The sequence below is a fragment of the Ralstonia sp. 22111 genome (assembly GCF_052045895.1).
In the GTDB taxonomy this organism is placed as follows: Bacteria; Pseudomonadota; Gammaproteobacteria; order Burkholderiales; family Burkholderiaceae; genus Ralstonia; species Ralstonia wenshanensis.
In genome coordinates this window covers 243,369-269,095 of record NZ_JBQEPR010000007.1, presented here as the reverse complement: position 1 = coordinate 269,095, position 25,727 = coordinate 243,369, and the positions used below count along the sequence as shown (strand labels likewise).

26 protein-coding genes and 1 riboswitch are annotated in these 25,727 nt (G+C 64.0%); of the genes, 19 read left to right on the top strand and 7 right to left on the bottom strand.

Annotated features, from left to right (window positions below):
• Window positions 1-38 precede the first annotated feature (38 nt).
• Window positions 39-119: riboswitch (cyclic di-GMP riboswitch) on the bottom strand.
• A gap of 314 nt (window positions 120-433) precedes the next feature.
• Together ACTJK4_RS18845 and ACTJK4_RS18840 are read left to right on the top strand one after the other, a co-directional pair.
• The gene (locus ACTJK4_RS18845) at window positions 434-889 is read left to right on the top strand and encodes a hypothetical protein (protein ID WP_433867716.1); all 456 of its coding nucleotides are present in this window, start codon (window positions 434-436) and stop codon (window positions 887-889) included.
• A 126-nt stretch (window positions 890-1,015) separates the two neighbouring features.
• On the top strand, window positions 1,016-1,654 hold the full coding sequence (locus ACTJK4_RS18840) for a LysE family translocator (protein ID WP_024978243.1): 639 nt from the start codon (window positions 1,016-1,018) through the stop codon (window positions 1,652-1,654).
• A gap of 18 nt (window positions 1,655-1,672) precedes the next feature.
• Here ACTJK4_RS18840 and ACTJK4_RS18835 read toward each other — a convergent pair whose 3' ends face one another.
• A complete protein-coding gene (locus ACTJK4_RS18835) occupies window positions 1,673-2,566 on the bottom strand; it encodes a LysR family transcriptional regulator (RefSeq protein ID WP_414561579.1) in 894 nt (297 codons plus the stop codon).
• A gap of 86 nt (window positions 2,567-2,652) precedes the next feature.
• Here ACTJK4_RS18835 and ACTJK4_RS18830 point away from each other — a divergent pair, with 86 nt between their 5' ends.
• The 3 genes from ACTJK4_RS18830 to ACTJK4_RS18820 all read left to right on the top strand — a co-directional run bounded on the left by ACTJK4_RS18830 (window position 2,653) and on the right by ACTJK4_RS18820 (window position 5,282).
• Window positions 2,653-3,429 (top strand): NAD(P)H-dependent oxidoreductase, encoded by a 777-nt coding sequence (locus tag ACTJK4_RS18830; RefSeq protein ID WP_440818643.1) that lies wholly within the window; start codon window positions 2,653-2,655, stop codon window positions 3,427-3,429.
• A 109-nt stretch (window positions 3,430-3,538) separates the two neighbouring features.
• Window positions 3,539-4,321, top strand: coding sequence for a sulfite exporter TauE/SafE family protein (locus ACTJK4_RS18825; RefSeq protein WP_433867718.1), 783 nt, complete (start codon window positions 3,539-3,541; stop codon window positions 4,319-4,321).
• A 151-nt stretch (window positions 4,322-4,472) separates the two neighbouring features.
• Window positions 4,473-5,282 carry an alpha/beta fold hydrolase gene (locus ACTJK4_RS18820; protein WP_440818642.1) on the top strand — a complete coding sequence of 270 codons (810 nt, stop codon included), beginning with the start codon at window positions 4,473-4,475 and terminating at the stop codon, window positions 5,280-5,282.
• Window positions 5,283-5,423: 141 nt separating this feature from the next.
• Here ACTJK4_RS18820 and ACTJK4_RS18815 read toward each other — a convergent pair whose 3' ends face one another.
• On the bottom strand, window positions 5,424-5,927 hold the full coding sequence (locus ACTJK4_RS18815) for an acyl-CoA thioesterase (protein WP_232040103.1): 504 nt from the start codon (window positions 5,925-5,927) through the stop codon (window positions 5,424-5,426).
• A 174-nt stretch (window positions 5,928-6,101) separates the two neighbouring features.
• On the opposite strand from ACTJK4_RS18815, the gene ACTJK4_RS18810 reads away from it, so the two are divergent.
• The 11 genes from ACTJK4_RS18810 (at window position 6,102) to ACTJK4_RS18760 (ending at window position 15,392) form a co-directional block, all read left to right on the top strand.
• The gene (locus ACTJK4_RS18810) at window positions 6,102-6,497 is read left to right on the top strand and encodes a DUF2946 family protein (protein WP_440818641.1); all 396 of its coding nucleotides are present in this window, start codon (window positions 6,102-6,104) and stop codon (window positions 6,495-6,497) included.
• 96 nt (window positions 6,498-6,593) lie between these two features.
• Window positions 6,594-6,935, top strand: a complete 342-nt coding sequence (locus ACTJK4_RS18805) for a hypothetical protein (RefSeq protein ID WP_260801276.1) — start codon at window positions 6,594-6,596, stop codon at window positions 6,933-6,935.
• Between the two features lie 8 nt (window positions 6,936-6,943).
• Window positions 6,944-8,353: a TolC family protein gene (locus tag ACTJK4_RS18800; RefSeq protein ID WP_440818640.1), complete on the top strand. Its 1,410-nt coding sequence runs from the start codon at window positions 6,944-6,946 to the stop codon at window positions 8,351-8,353.
• 2 nt (window positions 8,354-8,355) lie between these two features.
• Window positions 8,356-9,654 carry a multicopper oxidase domain-containing protein gene (locus ACTJK4_RS18795; RefSeq protein WP_440818639.1) on the top strand — a complete coding sequence of 433 codons (1,299 nt, stop codon included), beginning with the start codon at window positions 8,356-8,358 and terminating at the stop codon, window positions 9,652-9,654.
• A 42-nt stretch (window positions 9,655-9,696) separates the two neighbouring features.
• The gene (locus ACTJK4_RS18790; RefSeq protein ID WP_232040094.1) at window positions 9,697-10,185 is read left to right on the top strand and encodes a cupredoxin domain-containing protein; all 489 of its coding nucleotides are present in this window, start codon (window positions 9,697-9,699) and stop codon (window positions 10,183-10,185) included.
• 37 nt (window positions 10,186-10,222) lie between these two features.
• Entirely contained in the window at window positions 10,223-10,549 is a 327-nt protein-coding gene (locus ACTJK4_RS18785; protein WP_232040093.1) for a copper-binding protein, read from the top strand.
• Between the two features lie 228 nt (window positions 10,550-10,777).
• Window positions 10,778-11,947 (top strand): glycosyl transferase family 90, encoded by a 1,170-nt coding sequence (locus tag ACTJK4_RS18780; protein ID WP_433867724.1) that lies wholly within the window; start codon window positions 10,778-10,780, stop codon window positions 11,945-11,947.
• 125 nt (window positions 11,948-12,072) lie between these two features.
• The gene (locus ACTJK4_RS18775) at window positions 12,073-12,864 is read left to right on the top strand and encodes a phytanoyl-CoA dioxygenase family protein (RefSeq protein WP_260801280.1); all 792 of its coding nucleotides are present in this window, start codon (window positions 12,073-12,075) and stop codon (window positions 12,862-12,864) included.
• A 98-nt stretch (window positions 12,865-12,962) separates the two neighbouring features.
• Window positions 12,963-13,184 (top strand): hypothetical protein, encoded by a 222-nt coding sequence (locus ACTJK4_RS18770; RefSeq protein ID WP_232040090.1) that lies wholly within the window; start codon window positions 12,963-12,965, stop codon window positions 13,182-13,184.
• 221 nt (window positions 13,185-13,405) lie between these two features.
• Window positions 13,406-13,846 carry a DUF2141 domain-containing protein gene (locus ACTJK4_RS18765; RefSeq protein WP_232040088.1) on the top strand — a complete coding sequence of 147 codons (441 nt, stop codon included), beginning with the start codon at window positions 13,406-13,408 and terminating at the stop codon, window positions 13,844-13,846.
• Between the two features lie 19 nt (window positions 13,847-13,865).
• Window positions 13,866-15,392: a carotenoid oxygenase family protein gene (locus ACTJK4_RS18760; RefSeq protein ID WP_440818638.1), complete on the top strand. Its 1,527-nt coding sequence runs from the start codon at window positions 13,866-13,868 to the stop codon at window positions 15,390-15,392.
• A gap of 13 nt (window positions 15,393-15,405) precedes the next feature.
• On the opposite strand, the gene ACTJK4_RS18755 is transcribed toward ACTJK4_RS18760, so the two are convergent.
• Window positions 15,406-16,899, bottom strand: coding sequence for a M20/M25/M40 family metallo-hydrolase (locus ACTJK4_RS18755; protein ID WP_440818637.1), 1,494 nt, complete (start codon window positions 16,897-16,899; stop codon window positions 15,406-15,408).
• A 207-nt stretch (window positions 16,900-17,106) separates the two neighbouring features.
• Here ACTJK4_RS18755 and ACTJK4_RS18750 point away from each other — a divergent pair, with 207 nt between their 5' ends.
• Window positions 17,107-18,024 (top strand): LysR family transcriptional regulator, encoded by a 918-nt coding sequence (locus ACTJK4_RS18750; RefSeq protein ID WP_232040083.1) that lies wholly within the window; start codon window positions 17,107-17,109, stop codon window positions 18,022-18,024.
• Window positions 18,025-18,030: 6 nt separating this feature from the next.
• On the opposite strand, the gene ACTJK4_RS18745 is transcribed toward ACTJK4_RS18750, so the two are convergent.
• Window positions 18,031-19,512 (bottom strand): AMP nucleosidase, encoded by a 1,482-nt coding sequence (locus ACTJK4_RS18745; protein ID WP_092975103.1) that lies wholly within the window; start codon window positions 19,510-19,512, stop codon window positions 18,031-18,033.
• Window positions 19,513-19,986: 474 nt separating this feature from the next.
• Here ACTJK4_RS18745 and ACTJK4_RS18740 point away from each other — a divergent pair, with 474 nt between their 5' ends.
• Entirely contained in the window at window positions 19,987-21,636 is a 1,650-nt protein-coding gene (locus ACTJK4_RS18740) for a GGDEF domain-containing protein (RefSeq protein WP_414561587.1), read from the top strand.
• Window positions 21,637-21,768: 132 nt separating this feature from the next.
• On the top strand, window positions 21,769-22,275 hold the full coding sequence (locus ACTJK4_RS18735; RefSeq protein ID WP_316869491.1) for an acyl-CoA thioesterase: 507 nt from the start codon (window positions 21,769-21,771) through the stop codon (window positions 22,273-22,275).
• 19 nt (window positions 22,276-22,294) lie between these two features.
• On the opposite strand, the gene ACTJK4_RS18730 is transcribed toward ACTJK4_RS18735, so the two are convergent.
• The 3 genes from ACTJK4_RS18730 to ACTJK4_RS18720 all read right to left on the bottom strand — a co-directional run bounded on the left by ACTJK4_RS18730 (window position 22,295) and on the right by ACTJK4_RS18720 (window position 25,690).
• The gene (locus tag ACTJK4_RS18730) at window positions 22,295-23,680 is read right to left on the bottom strand and encodes a sensor histidine kinase (RefSeq protein ID WP_316869492.1); all 1,386 of its coding nucleotides are present in this window, start codon (window positions 23,678-23,680) and stop codon (window positions 22,295-22,297) included.
• A gap of 224 nt (window positions 23,681-23,904) precedes the next feature.
• Window positions 23,905-24,657, bottom strand: coding sequence for a class I SAM-dependent methyltransferase (locus ACTJK4_RS18725; protein ID WP_316869493.1), 753 nt, complete (start codon window positions 24,655-24,657; stop codon window positions 23,905-23,907).
• A gap of 118 nt (window positions 24,658-24,775) precedes the next feature.
• Window positions 24,776-25,690: an amidohydrolase family protein gene (locus ACTJK4_RS18720; RefSeq protein WP_440818636.1), complete on the bottom strand. Its 915-nt coding sequence runs from the start codon at window positions 25,688-25,690 to the stop codon at window positions 24,776-24,778.
• Window positions 25,691-25,727 lie beyond the last annotated feature (37 nt).

The following is a 25,727-nucleotide window of genomic DNA, read 5'->3' as shown; positions in this document are numbered from 1 at the left end:
GTTGCGTGTGTCATCAGGCCCGCCCCGTTTGCGGGTTGGCGGGCAACTGGCTGACTTCATTTAGAGAAGTCCCTGTAGCTTTGCGTCGCCGGATCACTCCGGTTTTGCCCAGACCTCTGGGTGTGAACCCATTGGGGAAAGACTCTACCGGGGCCGCGCCAGCCCGGCAAACTGAGATTGCGCAAACGGCGCGGCTGCCGCGTGAAGCGTTGTCTGGACCCCACGTTGCGCGCTGCCATGGCAATCAACCATGGGCGCCAATGAAGCATGGACGGCCTGGTCGCCATTCCTCCCCTGCCGCGTTTCCCCTGACTCGCGCCAGAACCTCTGGTGCATTCCGCAGCCGCAGAACCCGCCCGTATCGTCGGTCCACGCAGCGCCAATGGTTGCCGCCGCGTTTTTTGTCCACGTATCTGACTGAGGAGAACCTGCAATGAACATCCGCTCGAATGTGCCTGTCATCCGCATCGTGCTGTTGGCGGTGGTGTCCCTGATTGCGTCATTGGCGGCCACGGCCGCGTTGGCCGCGCCGCCCGCGACCGTCGCAACATGCGACGGCATCAAGGATGCGTACCCGATTCTCGGCACGCAGTGTGCCAACCACTACGCCAAGATCAACCATGCGCCGGCCACTACGGCCGAACGGCGCGAGACGTACTTTGCGCGGATCGCGGTTTTGGAGATTTTCCACAAGGCGCTCCTGTGCAACGGCATGTACGGCGCATCGAAATCGGCGCAGCAGCGCTTTTCAAGCGGCGAGGCTGGCCATCTCCAGGCGCTGGCGAACCTGAATGTGGCAATGATGGTTGCTGGCGACCCGAACGTGCCGCCGGTTTACACCGCCGCCGACTTGAATGACGTGTCGATCAACAAGCAGCAGTGCAAGTAGGGGCAGGGCGGGTGGCGGCAGAGGTGCCGCCGCTGCCTTGCCACCCAGGCCGACGCTGGCCCCGTCGGCGTGGCAGAATCGCGGTCTGCATCCGTGAACGTCTGCGCCCACAAAAGGAGACTCCCGATGACTGCATCTGCCGCCGTATTTGCCATTCTCGTTGCGCTGTTGCTGGGCGCCATGATTCCCGGGCCGAGTTTTGTTCTGGTGGCGCGCAATGCCATCGGGTTGTCGCGCCGCGACGGCCTGGCCACCGCACTTGGCATGGGCGCGGGCGCCCTGTTCTTCGGTGGCCTGGCCCTGGCGGGGCTGTATACGTTGCTGCAAGCCGTCGAGTGGCTCTACATCGGCCTCAAGATTGCTGGTGGCGCGTATCTGACCTACATGGCGTGGAAGATCTGGCGCGGCGCCAAGCTGCCCATGGTGATGGACGATCGCCTGACACAGCAAGCCGGCAGCGCACGCAAGTCGTTCTGGACCGGCATCACCACGCAGATGAGCAATCCCAAGACGGCCATCTGGTACGGCAGTATCTTTGCCGCGCTGCTGCCGCAACATCCGCCGGTGTGGTGCTACTTCGTGCTGCCGCCGCTGGTGTTCCTGGTCGAGTTCGGGTGGTACACCATCGTCGCGCTGTGCTTCTCTAGCCGGGTGCCGCGTGAGATGTACCTGCGTGCCAAGACCTGGGTCGATCGCGTCGCCGCCGTGGCGATCGGTGCGCTCGGGCTGCGCCTGATCTTTACGGCGCCCAAGGTCGGGCTTTGATGCCTGTGGGGCGGTTTTTCAGACTGCGCCTGCAATGACGTCCCGCAACCACCGATGCCCGGGGTCTCGGTGCACGCGCTCATGCCACAGCATCGACATCTCATAGCCTGGCACCTCCACTGGCGGTTCAACCACCTGTAGTGCGCTGGCCCCGCGCACCAGCCGCTCGGGCAGCATGGCGACCATGTCAGTGCTGGCGACCGCCGTCATCACAAAGAGGAAGTGCGGCACTGACAGCACGACGCGTCGCGTGGCACCGGCGGCCTTCAGAGCTTCGTCTGTCACGCCGAAGAAGCCACCGCCATCGGGCGATACGATCACATGATCCAGCGTGCAGAACTGCGCCAGCGTCGGCTTGCGTTTCAGTCGCGGGTGTCCAGCGCGGCCGATCAGCACATAGCGCTCAGTGAATAGCGCGCGGCGGCGCAGGCCGGGTGGTGCGCCGTCGGTGGTGTGGAACGCGAGATCAATCTCTCCTTGCTCGGCTTGCTTTTCGATACGCGTGGGCACCAGCTCCAGCATGGCGAGCCGCGTGCCCGGCGCGCTTGTGCGCAGGGTGTTCAGCGCCGGCAATGCGATGGTGGATTCGCCGTAATCCGTGGCGGCCACGCGCCAGGTGTTGGTGGCTTGGGCCGGGTCGAACGGGCTGGCGGGCGCGACGGCCTGCTCCAGCGCTTCGAGCGCCAGCCGCAGCGGTTCGCGCAAGCTTTCAGCGCGGGCGGTTGGGCGCATGCCGCGCGGGCCCGGCAGCAGCAGCGGATCACCAAAGATGTCGCGCAACTTGGCCAGATGCACGCTCACGGAAGGTTGCGAGAAGTTCAGCCGCTGCGCCGCACGCGTGACGTTGTGCTCGGTCAGCAGCACATCGAGCGTCACCAGCAGGTTCAGGTCCAACCGCCTGAGATTATTCATGGCTATGCCTGGAATATTGATAATTCATTTCCAATATACCTGGGCACGCCGCATTCTGGAGCCATTCCTAATTTGGAGGTGCCACCATGAATGTCCTGATCGTCTACGCCCATCCCGAACCCAAATCGCTCAACGGCGCCCTCAAGGACTTTGCCGTCCGGCGCCTGGAGGCGGCCGGCCACACCGTGCAGGTATCGGACTTGTACGCCATGCAGTGGAAGGCCGCGCTCGATGCGAGCGACAGTACCGTCGCGCCGGTCGGTCCGCATTTCCACCCGTCGTTGGATTCCAGGCACGCATTCGAGAACGGCCTGCAAGCCGCCGACATTGCTGCCGAACAAGCCAAGCTGCAATGGGCCGACGCCGTGATCTTGCAGTTTCCGCTGTGGTGGTTTTCGATGCCGGCCATCCTCAAGGGCTGGGTCGAGCGTGTCTATGCGTATGGCTTCGCCTATGGCGTTGGCGAGCACTCCGACACCCACTGGGGTGACCGCTACGGCGAAGGTACGCTCGCAGGAAGACGCGCCATGCTCATCGTCACGACGGGCGGGTGGGAGTCGCACTACAGCCCGCGCGGCATCAACGGCCCGATCGACGACATCTTGTTCCCGATCCAGCACGGCATCCTGTACTACCCCGGTTTTGATGTGGTGCCGCCATTCGTGAGCTACCGCACCGGCCGCATGGACGAGGCACGCTTTGCGCAGACCACCCAGGCACTGGGCGAGCGGCTCGACACCTTGTTCACCGCAGCGCCGATCCCGTTCCGCCAGCAGAATGCCGGTGAATACGAGATCCCGGCGCTCACGCTGCGGGCCGAGATTGCACCCGAAAAAACAGGCTTTGCCGCGCACCTTGCCTAGGCCCGGCCGGGGCGGCGAGCGCTACAATTCCAGCCTCACTTCCGGCGGCGCGCTGTAGCAAATACAGTGCGCCGCCGCGTTTGTTTTTCCTCCCTCCCTTCTTGTCGGCATGGCGTCTCACGCGGTTTTCACGGGTCTGGTCAATTTGCTGCTCGGCATGGGCCTTGGCGTGGCAGGCGGTTTGCTCGGCATTGGCGGCGGGCTGATTGCCATTCCTGTGCTCGGCTACCTGTACGGAATGGACCAGCACCTGGCGCAAGGCACGGCGCTGGTGATGATTGCCCCCAATGTGCTGATCGGCTTCTGGCGGTATCACCAGCGGCATCCGGTGCATCTGCGCTCCGTTGCGATGATCTGCGTGTTCTCGATGGCGGCGACCTACGTTGCTGCGCGCTTTGCTGCCGGGCTGGACGCTCATCTGCTTCATACGGCGTTTGCCGTGTTCCTGATCGTGCTGGCGGTGTACTTTGCCTCGCAGCTCAAAGAGAAGCCGAATGCCGCTGATGCCGTGCACGCTGCCCCACATGCCATGCCGGCCGCCGCTCTGCCGTTGATGGGCGTCGCCAGTGGGGCAATGTCGGGCATCTTCACGGTCGGCGGCGGGCTGGTGGTGGTGCCGGCGCTGGTGACGTTCTTCGGTTTGCCGCAGACACGCGCCCAGGGCATGGCGCTCGCGCTGGTGGTGCCCGGCTCGCTCATCGCACTCGCAACGTATGCACATGCCGGCCATGTGGATTGGGGAACGGGCATTCCGCTGGCGGCCGGTGGTGTGGTGAGTGTGTCGTGGGGTGTGGGCCTGGCCTATCGGTTTTCAGCGCGGCATTTGCGGCTGGCGTTCTGCGCCGTGCTGCTGGGTACGGCGCTGATGATGTTGGTGGTCAAGCCAGCCTGATCGACATGATTTTTTCAGAACGGAGGAGGGTATCGTGTCGGAACAAGAATTCCCCCATGTGTTTCTGTTGGGCGGCGCCAAGTTGGCCTACCGTGATGCCGAACGCCAGCCCCTCACGCCGCTTGGCTCTGCTAACTGATACCTGATCGACATGGACGCCTTCGACGACGATCTGACATGCTTTGCCGCCCACGGTACTGGACCGCTGCCGGCCGCCGTTGCGCAAGGTCATGTCGAGCACGACGGCGCCCGCATCTGGTATGCGACCTTCGGCGTCGGCAGGCCTGTGATCCTGCTGCATGGCGGGCTCGGCCATAGCGGCAATTGGGGGTATCAGATTCCGGCACTCATGACTGCGGGCTACCGGCCCATCGTCATTGATAGCCGTGGGCACGGCAGAAGCACACGCGACGCACAGCCTTACGCCTACACGCGCATGGCTTCTGATGTGCGGGCCGTCATGGATGTGCTGCGCATCGACCGTGCGCCGTTCGTCGGCTGGAGCGACGGTGCTTGTGTTGCGCTCACCCTGGCCATGCAGACGCCGGAACGCGCGGCGGGTGTGTTCTTCTTTGGCTGCAACATGGACCCAAGCGGCGCCAAGCCCTTTGAGCCCACGCCCGTCATCGATCGCTGTCTTTCGCGCCACCGAAAGGATTACACCACGCTGTCATCCACACCCCACGACTTTGATGCATTCGTCGCGGCTGTCACCGAAATGATGCAGACGCAGCCGAATGCAACAGCCGAAGAGCTTGCCGCCACCCGTGTGCCTGTGACCATCGTGCAGAGCGAGCACGACGAATTCATCCGGCCCGAGCACGCGCAGTATCTCGCGCGGACCATTCCTGACGCGCAGTTTGTGTTGCTGCGGGGCGTGAGCCATTTCGCGCCATTGCAGCGACCGGCATTGTTCAACGACGCCGTGCTGGCGTTTCTGCACGGGCTTCCTCCGCCCTAGGTAGCGTGAAGGCCGAGTGCGTTTGCGCAACACTGGCGCCGCGCGTTATCCACAGAAACAGTGGGTAAGCCTGTGGATAACGATGCCCGACCGCGATACCACGCGCTCTGCAGTGCTTTGCTGACTGCGTAGGCAGACAGCTCAGTTTGCTGGAGCTGCCGTGCTGTAGGTCGCCTTGATCGCCTTGTGCCGAGCTTCCATTTCCTGACGTAGCGCGCGGCGCTGTTGGGCGGCTTCGAAGCGTTCCTTTTCTTCGGTGTTGGCAGGTGCCAGCGGCGGCACGTCGGCCGGTTTGCCTTCGTCGTCCACGGCCACCATCGTGAAATAGCAGCTGTTGGTATGGCGCACGACCTGATTGCGGATGTTCTCGGTCACGACCTTGATACCGATTTCCATCGACGTGCGGCCGGTGTAGTTGACCGACGCGAGGAACGTCACCAGTTCACCCACGTGAATCGGCTGGCGGAACACCACCTGGTCCACCGACAGCGTCACGACATAGCGGCCGGCGTAGCGGCTCGCGCACGCATACGCGACCTGATCGAGCAGCTTGAGGATATGGCCGCCGTGCACGTTGCCGGAAAAATTGGCCATGTCGGGCGTCATCAGCACGGTCATGCTGAGCTGGTGGGATTGCGTATTCATGGGGGGGCGTTGAAGCTGGAACAATGGGAAAGCCGTGCGCGCAGAAATGGGTACGCAGCAGGCCTTCATTGTGCCGCGCTCGACTCATCTTGTGCTGCATTGCGTGAAATTTGATGGCATCGCGCTACACTAGCGGCTTCACTGGCAAACGATTTTCAGCCCGTCCTGTTTTCCATGCACCGATTGCTGACCCGCCTCCTGCTCTGGTTGGTTGTCCTGGCACTGCCCCTGCAAGGGTTTGCCGCGACGGCCATGATGGCGCACGGCGGTGCAATGGACGATTCAATGGTTGCCATGGCAATGCCGGATGACGGCGCCGTCATGTCCGACGCGTGCCATGAGCATGAAGACGCCATGGCTGCCGACGGCGAGCCCAAAGCGCCGGCGCAGTCGCACTGCAAGACTTGTCCGATCTGCGCGGCCTGTTCGCTCGGTTCGGTCGTTCCCCTGGCCGCCAGCCTTGGCGTGCCGCTGATCAAGCTGCCGGCCGCTGCGCCGCGTGGCCTTGCTGTTTCCTTCCGCAGCTTCATTCCCGAAGCGCTGCAACGTCCACCCTCGATTCGCGTTTGACGCCACCAGTCCGTCCATAGAACGGGCTGGCCTCTGGTTTGACGGCTCCGTGCACCGCATGCGGCCGTACGTCATCACGCTTGATCGAGGTTTCTCATGCTTTTCTCACGATGGTTCGTGGCCGCCGCGCTACTGGCGCTGGCGCCGCCATGGGTGTTGGCGCAAGGCGCTGCGTCTGCGCCGGCGGCCTCTGCGCCTGACCCGTTGAATGCGGACGCGGCTGTGCCGGCTGTGGCCGCGCCACGTACGTTCGACAGCTACCACGCGTATCGCGATACCGGCCCCGCTCCCTGGCGCGAGACCAACGCGGCCGTGAGCCCCAAGCCGGGCGCCACTGAGCAGGGTGGCCACGCGGGGCACGCCATGCCTGCGAGCGCGCCCGCCGCCTCCCCCAACAAGCCTGCCGGCGAGTCCATGCCCGGCATGCACCACCACTAGGAGGCGCCGTGCTCACACCATCCACACGCCGGCTCGCCGTGTGCGCGCTGGTCGCTACGCTGCTGCTGGGCGGCTGCGCCACCATCACGCAAGACAGCGGCTTCAAGACCGTTGCCGACGTGGCGCGCGATCGACTCGGCAAGGACGCGACGTGGCAGCGCTCACCGGAAGCACGCGACAGCGCCGCGCAGCGCACGCGCGAGCTGCTCGCCCAGCCGCTGACGATGGACAGCGCCGTGCAGATCGCGCTGCTGAACAATCGTGGCCTGCAGGCTTCGTATGCGGAGCTGGGCTTGTCTGAAGCCGCGCTCGTGCAGGCCAGCCGCTTGCCGAATCCCGGCTTCAGTTTCAAACGCACACGCAGCGGTGATGACCTGTCGATCGAGCGCACGTTCTCGCTCTCGTTCCTGAACCTGCTGACGCTGCCGATGGCCACTCGCATCGAAAGCCGATACTTCGAGCAGACCAAGCTGCTGGTCGCCAACCAGATGCTGCAGGTGGCAGCCGATACGCGCCGCGCATACGTGAATGCCGTGGCGGCGGAGCAATCGGCGCGCTATGCGGAGCAGGTCCAGCAGGCCGCCGAAGCCGGTGCCGAGTTCGCCAAGCGCCTGGCTTCGGCCGGCAACTTCAGCAAGCTGGATCGTGCTCGCGAACAGGCCTTCTATGCGGAGGCCACTGCCACCCTGGCGCGCATGCGTCAGCAGGCGCAGGCGGATCGGGAGGCGTTGACCCGCATGCTTGGTGTGTGGGGCGCAGATACCGGTTTCAAGTTGCCGGAGCGGCTGCCCGACCTGCCGAAGGATCGCCCCGAGCTGCAGCAGATTGAAGCCTACGCGCTACGCAACCGGCTCGATATCCAGGCGGGCAAGTTGCAGCTCGAGGGCTTGGCATCGTCGCTGGGGCTTACACAGGCAACGCGCTTCATCAACGTGCTCGACCTCGGCTACGTGCGCAACAGCAAATCGAACGAGCCACGCGAAACGGGCTACGAGATCGGCATCGAGATCCCGCTGTTCGACTGGGGCGGTGCCCGCGTAGCGCGTGCGCAGTCGATCTACATGCAGGCCGCCGATCAGCTTGCCGACACGGCGGTGCGTGCGCGTTCCGAAGTGCGCGAATCGTACATGCGCTATCAGACCGCATATGACCTCAGCCGCCACTACCGCGACGAGGTGGTGCCGCTGCGCAAGACCATCTCCGACGAGATGCTGCTGCGCTACAACGGCATGCTCGTGAGCGTGTTCGAGTTGCTGGCCGATGCGCGCGAGCAGGTGAATGCGGTCAATGGCTACATCGACGCGCTGCGCGGCTACTGGATTGCGCAGACCGATCTGCAGATGGCGCTGGGCGGCAAGTTGCCGCCGGTCGAAGCGAATGCTGCAGCCCCTGCGCCGAACCCTCCTCAAGGACATTGAACATGGTTTCCCGACGTCAATTTCTCGGCGGCACGGGCGCGGCCATGCTGGGCGCGGCGATGGTCTCGCGTGCCGGCGCCGCCTCGCTGCCCGAAGCACCGCTGCAAACGAAGCCGGCCACACAGCCGCCGCTCGTGCCACCCAACGGCCGGCCCTACAACCCTGTCGTGACGCTCAACGGCTGGACGCTGCCGTGGCGCATGCGTGGTGGCTGGAAGGAATTCCACCTCGTGGCCGAACCGGTCGAGCGCGAATTCGCGCCAGGCATGACGGGACACCTCTGGGGCTACAACGGCCAGAGCCCGGGCCCGACAATCGAATGCGTGGAAGGCGATCGAGTGCGCATCTTCGTCACCAACAAGCTGCCCGAGCACACCACGGTGCACTGGCACGGCATGATCCTGCCGGCCGGCATGGACGGTGTGGGCGGCCTGTCGCAGCCCCACATTCCGCCCGGCAAAACGTTCGTCTACGAGTTCGAGATGAAGAAGTCCGGCACCTTCATGTATCACCCGCACTCCGACGAGATGGTGCAGATGGCGATGGGCATGATGGGCTTCATCGTCGTGCATCCGAAAGATCCGGCGCAGCACCGTGTGGACCGCGACTTTGTCTTCCTGCTCGCCGCATACGACATTGACCCCGGTTCCTACACGCCGCGCGTGGCACAGATGACCGACTTCAACATGTGGACGTGGAACAGCCGCGTATTCCCAGGCATCGACCCGTTGCCCGTGCGCCTTGGCGATCGAGTGCGCATCCGCATGGGCAACCTCACGATGACGAACCACCCGATGCACTTGCATGGCCACACCTTCGAAGTGGCCGGCACCGACGGCGGCTGGGTCCAGCCCAGCGCGCGCTGGCCGGAGGTGACGACGGACATAGCTGTGGGCCAGATGCGCGCCATCGAGTTTATCGCGGACAACCCGGGCGACTGGGCTTTCCACTGCCACAAGTCCCACCACACGATGAACGCCATGGGGCACAACGTGCCGACCATGATCGGCGTGCAGCAGAAAGATCTTGCCAAGAAGATGAACGCGCTGGTGCCCGACTACATGGGCATGGGCCAGGCAGGCATGGCCGACATGGGCGAGATGGAAATGCCGCTGCCCGACAACACGCTGCCGATGATGACGGGGCAGGGCCCATTCGGTGCCATTGAAATGGGCGGCATGTTCACGGTGATGAAGGTGCGTCGCGATCTGCCGCGCAACAGCTACGCAGACCCCGGCTGGTACAAGCACCCCAAGGGCACCGTCGCCTACGAGTACACCGGCACCGGCATCGACGACTGATCGATGCCCGAATCCACATCCCATACGAAACCGAGACCGAATATGCAACGCAATCTGATCCGTTCCACCTTCCTGGCCGCGCTGATGTCGATGGCCGCCATCGCCCACGCATCCGGCAACCACGCCGGCGGGCATGACCATGGCGATGCCGCCATCGGCGAACCCGGCGACGCCGCCCGCATCACACGCACCGTGCGCGTCGACATGGCCGACACCATGCGCTTTACGCCCGCGCAGATCACCGTGCAGCGTGGCGAGACGATCCGCTTCGAGGTCGTCAACAGCGGCCACGTGCGGCACGAGATGACGCTGGGCACACCAGCCGACCTCGCGGCCCACGCTGAGCAGATGCGCAAGCACCCCGAGATGGAGCACGCCGACGGCAATGCCGTGACCGTTGACCCAGGCCAGCATGGCGAGATCGTCTGGCACTTCACGCGCACCGGCTCGGTGGAATTTGCCTGTCTGCAGCCCGGACATTTCGAAGCCGGCATGCGCGGCGCCGTGCAAGTGCGCGGCAACAGATCCTGATTTCTCCCCAACCCCGTCTTTGAACAAGGAGTCCAACATGTTTCGCTACGCCCTGATGCTGACCGTGCTGCTGGCCGGTGCACCGTTTGTCCACGCGGCTGAGGATGCCGCTTCCGCCCCTGCGGCTACCGCTGCCGCTGCCGCCCCGATGTCAGAAGGTGAGATCAAGAAGATCGATACCGCTGCCGGCAAACTGACCATCAAGCACGGCCCGCTTGAGAACCTCGGTATGGAACCCATGACGATGGTGTTCCGAGTCCAGGATCCGGCCATGCTCACCAAAGTGCACGTTGGCAGCAAAGTGCGCTTTGTCGCCGAGAAGGTGAACGGCGCATTGACCGTGACGGCGTTGGACGTGCAGTAACGCGAGGGCCGGGGGCTTCTGTTTTCCCGTGCCGTCAATGCAGTGGACGAGGCTGACATGATTCGTCGGCCTCGGACGACGGCAAAGTGTTACGTCATGACAACAGCCAAGCTGCGGCAAACGGGACGACCACCGAAGCGGCGGGCGCGACGCCAAGAAACGCAATGAGCGGCAAGATACTTACGGTAAAGTGAGGGCCGCCGCGAATGCGAGAGGCAGACGGGGTCGATGCGCTGTCCTGAAGTGATCGGAGATGCGCGATCGGCCGCAACGTGTGTCAGCGGCGAGCAGAAGTGGATCGTATGCCACTTGAATCTGCGTGTAGGGGGCTGGACATTTCGCTCGAGAGGCGACACCCCGGGTTTAAATTTCCGCGGCATCTTTTGGTTCATGCGTCAATTCAAATACCGCTTGAGCAGAGTCTCTGCAAAAAAATTCTGGTATTACTTTTCAAATGCCTCGAGCCATTTTCTGGCGGGCGCCACAAAGAATGGAAGAGCCGAGGCTCTTCTGAAAAGAAAAGGCGCCCACAGTGGCATGCAGGACGTCATCGATCGACTGAGTTATTACAACTCGGTGTCGGAGTCATTTGACCCGAGCCGCAATGCCGTCGAGTATTCACGGTTCTTTCTGAAGTCTTCAACCAGCACCATCGTGAACAAGGGGCGTGAAATAGGCAGCACCTATTTCTATGATCTCGTTGATCTGATGGACTATTTTGGCCCCGGCTACAGCTTCGACTACGACTGCGGCGACGTCACTGCCGAGCCGGCCCATCCGGCATTCGTGAAAAGCCGTCCCATCAAGAGCAGCTCACATAATGGGATTTTGTTGAAGCTGGACGCCATCCGGCATTTTTCGCTGGCACGCGACAAGATCGATTTCCACGACAAGAAGCCCATGGCGGTTTTTCGGGGGCCGTGCCATCAGGAACATCGGAAAGCGTTTGTCGATCGCTGTCACGACTTGGCAAACGTTGACATTGGCGATACTCGAAAATCGGAAATTGGGAAGGCGACTTACAAGTCACCGATGACGATTGCAGAGCAATTGCAATATAAATTCATCGTGAGCGTCGAGGGAAACGACGTTGCCACCAATCTCAAATGGATCATGTCCTCCAACTCGCTTTGCTTCATGCGGCGGCCTCGATATGAGACATGGTTCATGGAGGGCAGGTTGATTCCGGATGTGCATTATGTCTTGCTGAAGGACGATTATTCGGACCTCCAGGAGAAAATGGAGCATTACCGGAAGCACCCTGGCGATGCACTGGCGATCGTGCGCAACGCTAATCGTTGGGTAGCGCAATTCATGAACCGAGATCAGGAACGGCTGCTCGGCTTGATGGTGATCGCGAAATACTTTCGGTTGTCAGGCCAACAGGCGTTTTGGTAAAGCCCGATCAGGACGACGCGCACTGCGTTTGATCCTGGGCAGGTCAGCCGGGGAGCGGGTCTGCAATGCACACGGCGGCGCGTTACACTCGTTGTCTTTCGCCGTCTCCGTACGCTCTTTCCACCATGTCCGCGTCTGCCCCCATTGCCACCCACGCACACCCGCTTTCCGACGAGCAGCAAGCTTTCTTCAAGGAGCATGGCTACGTTGTGTTGCGAGGCTTCGTGAGCCAGCAGGTAAGTGCCGCGTTGCTTGCAGCCGCACAGGACGGGCTGGCCAGGGCTGTGGCGCCGGTGGAGCTGGAAACCGACGTCGGCTATGCCGGGGCACCGCTCTCGCGCGAAGCCGAGGGCGGCCAGACGGTGCGCCGCCTGCTCGACGCCGATTCACGCGGCACACCTTATACGGAATGGGCGCGCGACCCACGCGTGGCCGGCGCGATTGCGCAACTGATTGGCAGCCCTGTGCATCTCTCTCTCGCGCACCACAACTGCGTGATGACCAAGCACCCCGCGTTTGGCACCGCCACGCATTGGCACCGCGACAGCCGCTACTGGTCGTTCGCTCGCAACGAGCTGGTGTCGTCGTGGCTGGCCCTGGTGGAGGAGACCGTAGACAACGGCTGCCTGTGGGTGATCCCCGGCAGCCACACGCTTGACCTGCCCGCCGACCGGTTCGACGCCAAGCTGTTCCTGCGCCAGGAGCTGCCAGAAAACCGCGCATTGATCGACACCGCGCGCCCTGTGCCGCTGCTGCCCGGCGACGTGCTGCTCTTCCATTGCAACACCTTCCACGCAGCCCGCGCCAACCAGACCGGCGCCGTCAAGTTCTCGGCGGTCTTTACGTACTACGGCCCCGGTAATCATCCGCTGCCGGGCACGCGCTCCTCTGCGCGGCCCGATCCGCTGGTCGGTTGAGGTGCGCCCTCCCCCATTTGTAGGTGAGCGGCGGACAGATTTGTGTCACGGGCCTTTGTTAAGGTGAATTCCCAACGATCACGAACGGGGGAACCACAATGGCGATTCAGGAAGTGACGCACGGCTCGCATGTCATCTTCGTTGACCCGCTGCAACGCGACGATCATCGGTGGACGGCCCGTTTCCAGATTTGCCGTGCCGGCCATATCGTGTGTGACTGGGAAGACGTTGAGATGCCGGAAGGCTTTATCTCCGCCCAGCTTGCCCTGAGCGCGAGTGTGTTGCTGGCCGACCACCGCTTGTCGAGCTTGCCGCATTAGCGCCAACATCACAAAGCGCCCGCCGATCCGCGGGCGTTTTAGTGAAGCCTCCTGGCGTGGTCTCCTCAAGCTGCTGTGATTCGCTCATCGCCCGCAAGCGACCGTTTGCGCCCCGGCGCTCGCACTTCGTCGCATTGCCGCTGACTGCTGCGAAATGTCTGCCTACATTGCCTCCTGACCGCTGGCCTGCCAACGCATCGCCGGCCACTCAGGAGACGTTCATGACTGCCATGTTTTCTCTGCCGCGCCTTGCGCTGGCCCTGACGCTGACAGCACTTGCCGCAAGTGCCTCCGCCGCCACGCTGACTGTGGTGGTGGAGGGCGCGCAAGGGCGCCAGGGGGCGGTGCGTGCCGCGATGTTCCGCGACGCCGCTGGTTGGCTCAAGCCCGATGCGGCCATCCGGGCTGACATTGCAGCGGTCGATAGCGTGTCAGGCGCAAGCGTCACCTTCGTGTATCCGGATTTGCCGGCGGGGCGCTACGCGTTGTCGGTCTTCCATGACGCCAACAACGATGCCAAGCTCGGTACCAACCCGGCCGGCATTCCCATCGAGCCATACGGTTTTAGCCGCGATGCACGCGGCCGCTTCGGACCACCCGCATTTGACGATGCTGCCATCGACGTGCAGGGCGACCAGCGCGTGACGATTCACTTGCACTGATGCTGAGCGAGGTCCCGTCATGCAACGCCGATCCTTCATTGCGGCCTTGGGCGCCGCACCGTTTGGTTTGACCCTGACCGATGTAATGGCCGCCACCCCGGACGCTTGGGCTGCCGGGTTTGCAGCGGCGTGCGCGCAGTATCCGTGGCTGGCGGGATACCAGGGCGTCAGCGCCGACATGCCGACTCGCGCGCTGAAGGTGGAAGGCAGGTTCCCGCCCGCGTTGCACGGCGCGTTCTATCGAAACGGCCCGGCGCGGCATGAGATCGGCGGCGTGCGCTACCACCACCTGTTTGATGGCGACGGCATGATCCAGCGTTACGACATCAGCGAGCAGGGCGTGATGCACCGCGGCGTGTTCGTGCGCACGGACAAGTTCATCGCCGACACCGCCGCCGGCCGGCCGTTGCGCGCGACATTCGGCACCGCCAACCCCGACATGGAGCCGGTCGCTTCGCCCGACAGCATCAATGTGGCCAACACCAGCCTGGTGATGCACGGCGACGAGATGCTTGCGCTGTGGGAAGGCGGCTCGGCCACGCGCGTCGATCCGGATTCACTGCGCACGCTGGGCGTGCAGACCTGGCGCGACGACTACAAGGGCATGCCGTTTTCCGCCCACCCCAAGGTCGAACCCGACGGCACGCTGTGGAACTTTGGTGTGAGCAGCGCGGCCGGTCTGCTGACCGTCTACTGTGTGGGCCCGGACGGTGCGCTCAAGCGTGTGGAAACGCTCAAGGTGCCGGACGTGGCGATGGTGCACGACTTTGCCGTGGCGCAGCGCCACCTGGTGTTTCTGCTGCCGCCGTTCGTGTACGACGTGGAACGTTCGCGCGCGGGCATGTCGTTTCTGGATTCACATGTCTGGCGGCCGGAGCTGGGCATGCGTGTGCTCGTGCTCGACAAGGACGACGTCACGCGCATGCGTTGGCTGCAGTTGCCGGCGGGCTTTGTCTTCCATCTGGGCAACGCGTGGTCGTCGCCGGATGGGCAGGAGGTCCATCTCGATTACATCCGCTCGGACGATGCCACGGTCGTCACCACGTCGCTGCGTGAACTGATGCGCGGTCAGATCCGTCCGTCGCCGGGCGCACGCTTCACGCAAGTGCAGTTGAACCTGCGCACCGGCCGTGCCAAGCAGTTCAGCACCGGGCATGTGGCCGAATTCCCGAAGATCGACCCACGCCGCACCGCGCAGCGTCATCACGCGTTGTTCATGGTGGCCCACACGGCGCCGTCGTCCAGCGGCACTCCGCAGTCGCTCAACGGGTTCGATACCGTCATGCGCGTGGATACGGATTCCGGGCAGGTAGAGCAGTACCGCTTTGGGCACCACACGCTGGTGGAGGAACACGTGTTCGTGCCGGCCTCGGCCAGCGCCCGTGAAGGCGAGGGCTGGCTGATCGGCACGGTGTTCGATGTGGATGCCGGTTGCACGAGGCTGACGGCCTTCGATGCACAACAGGTCGCCGCGGGCCCTGTGGCCATGGCAAGCCTGAACGGTGTGGCGCCGCTCGGCCTGCATGGGCTGTTTCGCCCGGCCTAGGCGCAGATCCCCGTCACAGCGGGTGCGTCAGCAGGCCGTAGATCGTGCGCACGCCGCTCACGTAGTTGCCCATCCGGAGGTTCTCGTTGGCAGCGTGCTGGTTGTTGTCGGCATTGACCAGAGGAATGATCGCGAAGGGCACCTGCAACACGCCCACGATTTCTGCGGTGGGCACGGTCCCGCCCATCATGCGGATGCGAACCGGCGCCGGATTGGCGCCGAAGGTGTCGGTCAGCGATGTGTAGGCCCATGTGCCCACGGCCGAGTCGATCGGTGAGCCGGCAGCGTCTGCACCTTCGCTTTGATAGGTGAAGGTGGCCAGTTTGTCGTAGCGGCTGCGCTCTTCATCCGTCGGGGCGTTCTTGACGAGGTGGTAGCCCTGGCGCTCGATGTGCTGCTCGATCAGCTTGCCGAGGTAGGCTGCGCTGGAGTCTGGCGTGGTTCGCAGGTCGAGTTCGGCGACTGCCTTGTCTGGCACGATGTTCGCCACCTTGTCGCCCACGGCCGCAGAGGCCATGCCGCGCACGTTCAATGACGGGTACTGCATCGCCTCCTGATAATTGGCACCGACCTTGTCGGCATGCGCAATGCCCAGGCGTTTGTTGAGCGCTGCCTGGTCGTCGGGCACGGCCGCTATGATCTTGCGGTCGGCCTCGCTGATCTTCACGTGGTCGTAGTAGCCCGGCACCGTCACCCGGCCCTCGTCGTTCTTCATCGATGCCAGCAGGTTGGCCAACTGCTGTGCCGGGTTGCGGGCGTAGTTTCCGTAGTGTCCGCTGTGCAATGGCACCTTGCCGCCATAGACGGTGAGGCGGGCTTCGGCCGCCCCGCGGTTGCCAAAGACGAGAGTCGGCAGATTGCTCGCGTGCATGGGGCCGTCGTGGATGACGATGGCGTCGCAGCGCAACAGGTCGCGGTTTGCCTGCATCACCTTGCTGATCGACGGCGAGCCTTTCTCTTCTTCGCTGTCGAGAATGATCTTGATGTTGACGGCAGGCTGGGCGCCGCTGGCCTTCAGTGCGTCGATGGCGGCCAGCATCATCATGATCGGGCCCTTGTCGTCGGCGGACGAACGGCCGAATACCCGCCATTCCGGATCGAGCGGGCCGCTGAAGAGCTGCGCCGAGTCGATCTCTTCCCAGTTGCCTTGTGCGGTCTTGTGCTTGAGCACGGGTGTCCACGGGCTTTTCTGTGCCCACTGTGCGGGAATCACCGGCTGGCCGTCGAGGTGCATGTAGAACAGCACGGTTTTGCGGGCAGCATCCGGGTTTGGCATTCCAGCATAGAGCATCGGCTTGCCGTTGTTTGCCAACTGCCTTGTCGTGAAGCCACGCTTACGGAATGCCTGCTCCAGCCAGTCGACATTCTTGCGGACATCTTCCGGCGCGATGGCGTCATTGGGCAGGGAGAGCAGTTGAAAGTATTCGCGGTACGTTGCCTGCGCATGGCGTTCGGCGTCTGCCGCAGAGAGTTCGGTGGCGCCGGCCAAGCCAGCGGCACCCAGCATGAGGGCCGCCACCAACGCCCGAAGGCGATGGGATGCGCGGGGCGAGGCAGTTTGACGGGCTGCGGGCTGAAGGGGCATCTGGGCACTCCGCTGATCGAACAGTTCCGGATGAGTCTGCGTATGCCACACCTTTTTGACCATTAGAATTTTCTTGGGATATCTTTGCGTTTTATGTAAAGCAAAAGGGCTCCGGCGCCTACGTCGCTCATGTCATCCCATCGCCTGCAGGAGACGTCCCTCCGCTATTTTCTGGAGGTTGTGCGCAGCGGTTCGTTGACGGAGGCGGCTGCGCGCCTGCACGTCAGCGCATCGGCCATCAGCCGGCAAGTTGCGATGCTTGAAGAGCTGCTGGGCGTGCCGCTGTTCGAGCGTCAGCCGCGCGGTATGCGGCCCAGCGCCGCCGGCGAACTGCTTGCCGCGCATGCCCTGCGCGGGGCGCTGGAGGCGGAGCGCGTGGTCTCGGATATTCAGGGCCTGCAAGGGCTGCAGCGCGGCCGCGTGCGCATTGCGTGCTCCGATGGCTTTGCGATCGAGTTTGTGCCACGCGCCATCGTGGCGTTTCGGGAGCGGCATCCTGGCATCCAGTTCGACCTGCGCGCCGAAGAGCCCATGCGCGTGACCGAGGCCGTCTTGCGTGGCGATGTGGACATCGGCCTGACGTACAGCCGCGCCGCCGTGCAGGGCATTCGCGTGGCGTATCAACAGCGCGGCTCGGTGTTCGCCATCATGCGGCCCGACCACCCGCTGGCGAAGTTCAACAGCGTGACGCTCGCGCAGATGCACCCATTTCCGATAGCGCTTTCCGGGCCGGACAACACGGTGCGCCAGTTGTTCGACATGGGCTGCAGCCAACGCGGGCTCGTGTTCGAGCCGGTGCTGGTCAGCAACCGCTTCGATGGGCTCTTGAGTTTCGTGCTGCAAGGCGGCGGCCTGGGCATTGCCGGGGAGATCACCGTGCGCGAGCGCGTGCAGCGCGGTGAGCTGCATGCCGCGGAGATCCGCGAGCGCGGCATGCGTGGGCGGACGGTGGAACTGCAGACCCTGGCGGGCCGCACCTTGCCCGAAGTGGTGCGGGTGTTTCTGGACTTCCTGCGCGAGGCGCTGCCGGAGCAGCCCCCGCGCTAACCCGCGCTACCGGAACGCGGGTTCGTCAAAGCTGCGCAGCTTGCGCGAGTGCAGCGCTTCAACGCCGCTTTCGCGCAACAGGCGCACGGCTTCCATGCCGATGTCCAAGTGCTGGCTCACACGTTGGCGATAGAACAGGTTGGCCATGCCGCGCAGCTTCAGCTCGCCATGCAGCGGCTTGTCCGATACGCACAGCAGGGTGCCGTAGGGCACCCGCAGGCGGAAGCCGTTGGCAGCAATGGTCGCGCTTTCCATGTCGATGGCAATCGCGCGCGACTGGTTGAAGCGGCTGTACAGCGCCTGGTACTTCAGCTCCCAGTTGCGGTCATCGGTGGAGACCACCGTGCCCGTACGCATGCGCGACTTCATGTCGGCGCCCGAGAGCCCCGTGATGCGCGCCACAGCCTCCTGCAGCGCCACCTGGATCTCGGCGATGGGCGGCACGGGCACCCAGGGCGGCAGGTCCTGGTCGAGCACGTGGTCGTCGCGCACATAGGCGTGCGCGAGCACGTAATCGCCCAGCTGCTGCGAACGGCGCAAGCCGCCGCAGTGGCCGATCATCATCCAGCAATGCGGACGCAGCACGGCCAGATGGTCGGTGATGGTCTTCGCGTTGGAAGGGCCCACGCCGATGTTCACCAGCGTCACGCCCAGGCGGTCTTCGCGCACCAAGTGGTAAGCGGGCATCTGCGGGAGGCCCTTGATGCGGTGGGAGTCGTCTGGGGCGGGCGTGCCGAGTTCGTGTTCGGTGTCGCCGGGCTCGACAAAGCGGATGTAGCCTTCGTCGTTGCCGTCTTCCATGAGCTTGCGCCCGAGGGCAGCGAACTCATCGACGTAGCGTTGGTAGTTGGTGAACAGGACGAAGCGCTGGAAGTGCTTCGGATGCGTGGCTGTGTAGTGGTACAGGCGCTGCAGGGCGAGGTCGACCCGCTCGGCCGTGAACATCGACAGCGGCTGCGGTTCGTCGCCGATCGGGCGGTATGTGCCGTTGGCGATGGAGTCGTCGATCTGCGCGAGGTCGGGCAGCGTAAACGCACCGCCGAGCGCGCGCGCCTGTTCCGGCGTGATGTCCACGGTGGACGCTTCCACCACGAACGGCAGCGGAATCGGCCGGTTGCTCACGCCCACCACGACGGGGCTGTTGTGATAGTGCAGCAGCCGTTCGATCTGCACGCGGTAGTAATCACGGAAGAGATCCGGCCGCGTGAGCGTCGTGCCGTACACGCCCGGATACGCCACCGTGCCCCACGCCGGCCGCGCGTCGCTCACCAGCGTTTTCGGGTCGACGGTGATGCCGAGGTAGGGGTAGCAGGCGGACAGGTCCTCGCTGCAATCTTCGCCACGCGCAAACGCGTGGAAACGATCGCGGATGGCCTGCGCGGAGCGCTCGTAGATGGCGGTGATGCGCTCGACAGCGGTGTTGGCGTCAGTGCAGATCGCCAGGTCGTGCGCAGGATAGAGATGGGCTGTGGCGCGGGTATCGGTCATGTGTTCGATGATACCGACGTTTTGTGAAGCCAAGATAGCGATGGGACTTAAGTCACAGCACCGAAAACGGGACATTTGCGCGGCGCGGGAAATGTTACCTAGTCGCGTGCTGCGCGGGCGTTTCGCCCACAGGCTGGCGGCGGCGCACTCGTCGCGCCGCTCCTCTCCAGGTGCTTTGCATTAAGCCGGACATGAGTGATCCTTGCGCCGCGCAAACGATTCGTCGCGGCGTTCGATATGCGTCGGCGGGCACGGGCCGGTTCCGCCATGCGCCGCAAAGCCGCACGGGCCTTCAGTTTTTACATTTCATGCCGATAGCGCTGGAAGGTGATCAAGTGCGCACCACGCAGTCAATCACCCGGCAACAGTGGTCGATACACTGCAAGAAACAACGAACGAACGGGGAATATACGTGGACCAACCCGCTGGCGTCGTCATTCGCCGGCATCGCCATGCGCACTGGGCGTGCCGATCATGCTGATCGCTGCACTGGCCTGCGCTGCACTCGTTTCGATCGCGCTGATTGGCCTCTCATGGCCGCGTCGCGATGACACGGAAGTCTCCGCCTTCATGCTGCTGGCGCTCGGTACCGCGCTCTGGAGTGGCGCGCGCCTCATGGAAGTCGTGAGCTTCGAGATGCCCGTGCGCGTGGGCTGGGCCAAAGTCGCCTATCTCGGGATCATGATGGTGCCGGCCGCGTGGCTGCGCATGGTCGTTGGCCTCATACGGCCAGAACTTAATGCATTGCTGCTGGTGCGCGTGGGTTGGGTGTTGACGCTGCTCGTGGGCGCCGGATTCGTCGGGCTGGTCGCTACCAATGAACTGCATCACCTGGTATGGCTTGATGCGCGTTTCGTCGTCATCGACGGCATACGGGGCGCGGTGTTCGAGCACGGGCGCATGTTCTGGGTGGCCACCGCCTACAACTACGTGCTGCTGGCCATCAGCCTAGTGCTGTTGGTGTTGCCCATCGACGAAGTTGCCTCCGGGCTCTATGTGTCGTCGCGCACGCAGGTGCGGTTGGCGCTCGTCATCGGGCAACTGCTGCCGCTGGTGGCGCATCTTGCCTATCTGCAGCGTTGGACGACGGCTCTCGGCGGCGATCTCACACCCGCCACATTTGCCGTCAGTACAGCATTGCTCGGCTGGATCGTCTTGCGGCCGCGCCTGCGCGATACCGCCGCTTATGCTCGCGGCAAGATCATCGAATCCATGCGTGATGGTTGCATCGTGCTCGCCCGCGATGGCTCCATCGCCAGCATCAACGCCGCCGCGCGCCACCTGCTGCCGACTGCCAAGGTGCATGCAATGCCGCCAGGCGTGCTGAACGTGGCCGGCATCCTGCGCGAGTTTGAGCGTACGCGCCTGCCCAACCGCCATCAGGTCTGGTTGCCCGACACGGGTCGCACGCTGGAAGTCACGCTCGAAGGCTTGAGCGACGCGCGCGGCCGGCATGCCGGCGTATTCCTGCTGCTGCGCGACGTGACGGTCGAGCAGTTGCAGCGTGCCGGCATGGCTAGCGCCCAGGATGCACTGCGCGGCGAGTTGCAGCGCACGCAGGCCAAGCTCAGCGTGCTGGAGAACGACGTCAACCGCGACGCACTTACGCACCTGTTCAACCGGCGCTTTTTTGAGACACAGGCCCCGCGCCTGTTCGACCACGCCCGCCGTGACAAGCGCCCTGTCACGCTGGCGCTGTTCGACATCGACTGCTTCAAGCAATACAACGACACCTACGGCCACCTGCGTGGCGACGATTGCCTGCGCATGGTGGCCGACACGCTGGGCACGGCGTGCCGCCACCCCGATGACTTCATCGCGCGTGTGGGCGGAGAAGAATTCGTCGCCATGCTGTTTGACCTGGATCGCGACGAGGCCCGGCTGGCCGTGGCGCGTGCGGTGGCCATGGTGGCAGAACGGGCCGAACCGCACGCGGCGTCCGTTGCCGCGCCGTACGTCACGCTGTCGGCGGGCGCTGTCACCCTCACGCCCGCCGACGAACACCTGGACGTATTGTTGGAATGGGCCGATGCGGCGCTCTACGATGCCAAGCGCAGCGGGCGCAATACGTTCCGCTTTCATCAGAGTCCGCCAGGGCTGCGGAGTGTTGCTGGCGGGGAGTAGGCCGCCCGTTCGTAGGGCTACGGCATTGGCTTGTTACGCAACGGCAAGTGCCTCGGAAGAATGGACACATGCGCGGGATCACCGCGCATGCGCGGCTGCCGCCAGCAGCCAATTCCATTCTTGGAGTATGCGATGCCGACAGGCCAATCCATTGCCACAGTCGTCGACCACTATCTGCGCAAAGCCGAGCTGCCCGAAGCCATTTCTGCGCAGCAGACGTTCCAGCACGCCTTCGATGTCTATCTGAAGGATTCCAACGCCTACGCCAACACGTATTTCGCCCGGTATTTCGAGTGGCAGGGCGTGGTGCGCGAGCGGTGGTTTCACGAATGCATCGACGCGGACCTGCTCATGAGCGGGCGCGTGATCTTCGTGACCAAGCTGGCGCATCAGGAATTCGTTGAAGAGACATTCCCATTTCAGCGCGTGGAATGCCACCTGAACACCTTCCGGGTGCAGCCGTGCTCGTTCTACATGGTGTTCCGGTTTGTTTCAGGCGGGCGGCTGGTGTCGCTAGGGTATCAGCAGGTGGTGTGCGCCAACGCCGAGCGCGTGATTCAGCGCTTGCCCGACCACGTGCGCACGCGTGTGAAGTCGTATGAGCTGGACACGCTGCCGGAGCTGGCGCACGTGTCCTGACGTTCTGAAGGTGTGAACGTCAGATAGCAGGAGGTTGGGGAAACCGCATGGAGAACAGCGTGTATTCCCCAACCACAGATTCGCACTGGATGCGCCCGCCAAATGCCTGCATGACGCGGCGGCAGAACGTCAGGCCCACGCCCGAGCCCTTGCCGACATGCTTGGTGGAGAAGAACGGGTCGAACATGCGGCGCTGCACGCTGGGCGGAATGCCGGTGGCGCTGTCGCGCACCACGAGCACATAGGCGTCTCCATCCTGGCGGGCGGAGATTTCGATGTGCCCCTTGCGCGCGATCTGGATGGCATGCAGCGCATTCTTCAGCAGGTTGAAGAGCACATACACCAGCAGCGTGTCGGAGCCCACGAAACGCCAGTCGGCGTTGAACGCCTGCACCTGCACGCGTTCGCGCTCACCAGCCTGGAACGGGTACTGCGCCACGGCCGTCTGGACGCATTCGTGCAGCGAATGGGCGGCGAAGGTGCGACGGTCCAGGCGCTCCAGCGTGACGGAGGCCAGGGCCATCTCGATCACGCTGTGTGCGGACGCGACTTCCGACGTGATGGCTCCCGCCAGTTTGGACAGGCGGTCCAGCATGGCCGGATGCTGCGGCGGTTGGCAAAGGCCGTTGTCGATGGCGAGCTGATAGCCGCGATAGACGTCTGGCCAGGCGCGGGCGATTTCTGCCGCCTGCAAGCGGATGGTCGTCAGCGGCGTGCGCACCTCGTGTGCCACGGTGGCAGCCAGTGCGTAAGGGCGCATCAAGTCGAACTTGACCACGCCCACGGCGATGATCCCGAGCGCAATGGCCAGGGGTAGCACCCCCGGCGGGTAGAACGCCATGCCGTAGTTGACTGCGTAGTCGGCTGCCGCCAACGAAATCAGTCCCACGCCGACGAGGCACGTCAGCAGTCGTTTGCGCTTCTCGGCCGTGGCATGCTGCTGCTCGCGGTAGAGCACCCACATGCCGCGCGTGACCAGCGCGGCTGTCTGGACGATATGCACGGCCTCCAGCACGCCTGCCTTCGGATAGAACCCGAAGTGGAACTGATACACACCGTCGATGACGAGATTGGTGGTCAGCAGCAGCGCGATCAGCATAGCGTCCAGCGCATAGGCAGCCACGAGCCAGCGCCGCTCACCCGGTGCCTCGGCCACCTCCACGGCAAAGTGATAGAGCATGGTCGGCATGACGAGGATGGCGATCCAGCCGAGCTTGGCCAGCACCTGGGCCGTGCCCACGTCTTGCGTCTGGAAGAGAAACGCCCAGATGCCTTGCCACAGGCACGTGAGCGTCGTCATGCCGAGAAACGCCAGGCTTGCGCGCGTGCGGCCGCGCGTGGTCACGACGTAGACGCCGTAGAACAGGAAGAGCGACGAGACGAAGGCGGGGAACAGGGCGTACATGGAAATCGGAAGTCGGCGCAGTGGCCGCGCGCCAATGCCGACCAGGATCGACGGTAACCCGGAAGGCTACCGGCAACCCCGCGTTCGTACACGTGTTCCGATATCACATTTTTTTCATTCTGGATTAAGCGAAACCCTGAAAACGGCGCCGTATCGCGGCACCCCTCCAACGGGTGTGACAAAAAGGATGAGAAGGATGACGGCGCCCGAGCCGCTCACATGGCTCAGGTGGCCTCGATCAGCATCGCGTCGATGGCAAATGAATGGTCGGGCGCCACGGCAAAGTACGTGCGTGCTTCATCGGCCGCGCGGTCGAACAGGTCGCGGATGGCATCTGCGCGCACCTGCGGGGTGCGGATGCGGGCGATCCAGCTGTCGAAGGCCATCGTCAGCTTCCACGTGCGCGGGGTGCCGGGCTGGAAACCGGCCTCGGCCAGCATGGCCTGCCATTCGGACACACGGTAGTCGCGCACGTGCGACGCGTCGCGCAGCACCTCGGCGGTTTGCAGCAGCGTGTCGAGCAGCGGTGCTTCCGGCGCGACGATATCCACGATGACGAGCTTGCCGCCGGGTTTGAGCACGCGGCGCGCTTCAGCCAGGCCCTTGCGCACGTCGTACCAGTGGTGAGCGGAAAAACGGGTGGCAACGATATCGAACGCGGCATCGTCAAAGGGCAGGCTCTCTGCGCGGCCGGCTTGCGTGTGCAATTGCGCAAGGCCGCGGCGCGCTGCTTCGGCGGCCACCACGCTGAGCATGTCTTCTGACAGGTCATACGCCACCATGGCCGCCACGTGCGGCGCCATCGCAAAGCTCACGTGCCCGCCGCCGCAGCCAAGATCAAGCACCTTGGCATGCGGCACCGATTGCGCCAGCGCCGCCAGCGCGTCCAGATCGGCGCCCTGCGCATGCACTGCGCTGGTCAGGTAGGCCTGGGCGACCTGGCCGAATTGCTGGTCGACGAGTCGATGCTGCTGCATGGCTGCTCCTTGTGGCTTGTTGGGATCAGGAGCGGCCAGTGTAGGAGCGCGGCCCGCGCGGCGAAATTCGTGATTCGCGAAATGGGGTATCGCGCGGGCGGCAGCAGCAGTTGCGCGTTCAGACGAAGCGGAACAACTGCGCGGGCGTGTCGATCAGCACCTGCTTGCGGTCTGCTGCGTTGGGCAGCAGCACACCGGCGAAGGCCCACATCTTGTCGTAGTTGATTTGCGATTCGAACTGCGTGTGCGGCCAGTCGCTGCCCCAGACGAGGCGGTCCAGGCCGAGTGCATCCTTCAGGCGCGGCATGGCGGCCTGGGCGATGGCATCGCCGCGGCCGTTGGCGCCGTTCCGGTAAGCGCCGGAAATCTTCACCCACACGCGGCGCGAGCGGCCAGCGGCGAGCAATGCGGCAAAGCCGGGGTCATCCACGCCGAGCGCCGGATCGGGGCGGCCGAAGTGATCAACCACCACGTTCACCTGCGCATCCAGCAGCGGCTGCAGCAGCGCGGGCAGGCGGCGTGCCTCGACATGCAATTCCACATGCCAGCCGAGCGCATGCAGGCGTGCCAGCGCGGCTTGCCACACGGGCGATTTCAATTGCGGGTCTGCCGCACCGATCAGGTTCAGGCGAATGCCGACGATGCCCTCGGCGTTCATCTGCGTGAGCAAGGTCTCGGGCGCGGCCGGGTCGATCACGGCCACACCGCGCAGGCGCTGCGGCGCTTGCTTGAGCGCGGCCAGCAGGTAGCTGTTGTCGACGCCCAGAAAGCTCGGCTGGATCAGCACGCCGTGCGACACGCCATGCGCGTCGAGCTGCGCGAGGTAGGCCGACAGCGGCGCGTCATAGGTGGGCGCATAGCGGCGCGCACCGGCCAGCGGCAAGCCGCGCTCGAATACATGCGCGTGCGTGTCGATGGCGGTGATGCGAACGGGGCCTCCGCGCGAGATGTTGCTGGTGGTGGCGCAGCCGGCAAGGGCGGTGGAACCTAGCATGGCAAGCAACCCAGTGTTGAAGGCGCGGCGAGTGGGCATGGGGTCTCCTGGCGGCGACGGATCGAGTGCGTCGTCA

What these genes read in the sequence shown, in the direction of transcription:
- ACTJK4_RS18845 (WP_433867716.1), top strand. Translation starts at nt 434, where the DNA reads ATGAACATCCGCTCGAATGTGCCTGTCATCCGCATCGTGCTGTTGGCG.
- ACTJK4_RS18840 (WP_024978243.1), top strand. Translation starts at nt 1,016, where the DNA reads ATGACTGCATCTGCCGCCGTATTTGCCATTCTCGTTGCGCTGTTGCTG.
- ACTJK4_RS18835 (WP_414561579.1), bottom strand. Translation starts at nt 2,566, where the DNA reads ATGAATAATCTCAGGCGGTTGGACCTGAACCTGCTGGTGACGCTCGAT.
- ACTJK4_RS18830 (WP_440818643.1), top strand. Translation starts at nt 2,653, where the DNA reads ATGAATGTCCTGATCGTCTACGCCCATCCCGAACCCAAATCGCTCAAC.
- ACTJK4_RS18825 (WP_433867718.1), top strand. Translation starts at nt 3,539, where the DNA reads ATGGCGTCTCACGCGGTTTTCACGGGTCTGGTCAATTTGCTGCTCGGC.
- ACTJK4_RS18820 (WP_440818642.1), top strand. Translation starts at nt 4,473, where the DNA reads ATGGACGCCTTCGACGACGATCTGACATGCTTTGCCGCCCACGGTACT.
- ACTJK4_RS18815 (WP_232040103.1), bottom strand. Translation starts at nt 5,927, where the DNA reads ATGAATACGCAATCCCACCAGCTCAGCATGACCGTGCTGATGACGCCC.
- ACTJK4_RS18810 (WP_440818641.1), top strand. Translation starts at nt 6,102, where the DNA reads ATGCACCGATTGCTGACCCGCCTCCTGCTCTGGTTGGTTGTCCTGGCA.
- ACTJK4_RS18805 (WP_260801276.1), top strand. Translation starts at nt 6,594, where the DNA reads ATGCTTTTCTCACGATGGTTCGTGGCCGCCGCGCTACTGGCGCTGGCG.
- ACTJK4_RS18795 (WP_440818639.1), top strand. Translation starts at nt 8,356, where the DNA reads ATGGTTTCCCGACGTCAATTTCTCGGCGGCACGGGCGCGGCCATGCTG.
- ACTJK4_RS18790 (WP_232040094.1), top strand. Translation starts at nt 9,697, where the DNA reads ATGCAACGCAATCTGATCCGTTCCACCTTCCTGGCCGCGCTGATGTCG.
- ACTJK4_RS18785 (WP_232040093.1), top strand. Translation starts at nt 10,223, where the DNA reads ATGTTTCGCTACGCCCTGATGCTGACCGTGCTGCTGGCCGGTGCACCG.
- ACTJK4_RS18780 (WP_433867724.1), top strand. Translation starts at nt 10,778, where the DNA reads ATGCGCTGTCCTGAAGTGATCGGAGATGCGCGATCGGCCGCAACGTGT.
- ACTJK4_RS18775 (WP_260801280.1), top strand. Translation starts at nt 12,073, where the DNA reads ATGTCCGCGTCTGCCCCCATTGCCACCCACGCACACCCGCTTTCCGAC.
- ACTJK4_RS18770 (WP_232040090.1), top strand. Translation starts at nt 12,963, where the DNA reads ATGGCGATTCAGGAAGTGACGCACGGCTCGCATGTCATCTTCGTTGAC.
- ACTJK4_RS18765 (WP_232040088.1), top strand. Translation starts at nt 13,406, where the DNA reads ATGACTGCCATGTTTTCTCTGCCGCGCCTTGCGCTGGCCCTGACGCTG.
- ACTJK4_RS18760 (WP_440818638.1), top strand. Translation starts at nt 13,866, where the DNA reads ATGCAACGCCGATCCTTCATTGCGGCCTTGGGCGCCGCACCGTTTGGT.
- ACTJK4_RS18755 (WP_440818637.1), bottom strand. Translation starts at nt 16,899, where the DNA reads ATGCTGGGTGCCGCTGGCTTGGCCGGCGCCACCGAACTCTCTGCGGCA.
- ACTJK4_RS18750 (WP_232040083.1), top strand. Translation starts at nt 17,107, where the DNA reads ATGTCATCCCATCGCCTGCAGGAGACGTCCCTCCGCTATTTTCTGGAG.
- ACTJK4_RS18745 (WP_092975103.1), bottom strand. Translation starts at nt 19,512, where the DNA reads ATGACCGATACCCGCGCCACAGCCCATCTCTATCCTGCGCACGACCTG.
- ACTJK4_RS18740 (WP_414561587.1), top strand. Translation starts at nt 19,987, where the DNA reads ATGCTGATCGCTGCACTGGCCTGCGCTGCACTCGTTTCGATCGCGCTG.
- ACTJK4_RS18735 (WP_316869491.1), top strand. Translation starts at nt 21,769, where the DNA reads ATGCCGACAGGCCAATCCATTGCCACAGTCGTCGACCACTATCTGCGC.
- ACTJK4_RS18730 (WP_316869492.1), bottom strand. Translation starts at nt 23,680, where the DNA reads ATGTACGCCCTGTTCCCCGCCTTCGTCTCGTCGCTCTTCCTGTTCTAC.
- ACTJK4_RS18725 (WP_316869493.1), bottom strand. Translation starts at nt 24,657, where the DNA reads ATGCAGCAGCATCGACTCGTCGACCAGCAATTCGGCCAGGTCGCCCAG.
- ACTJK4_RS18720 (WP_440818636.1), bottom strand. Translation starts at nt 25,690, where the DNA reads ATGCCCACTCGCCGCGCCTTCAACACTGGGTTGCTTGCCATGCTAGGT.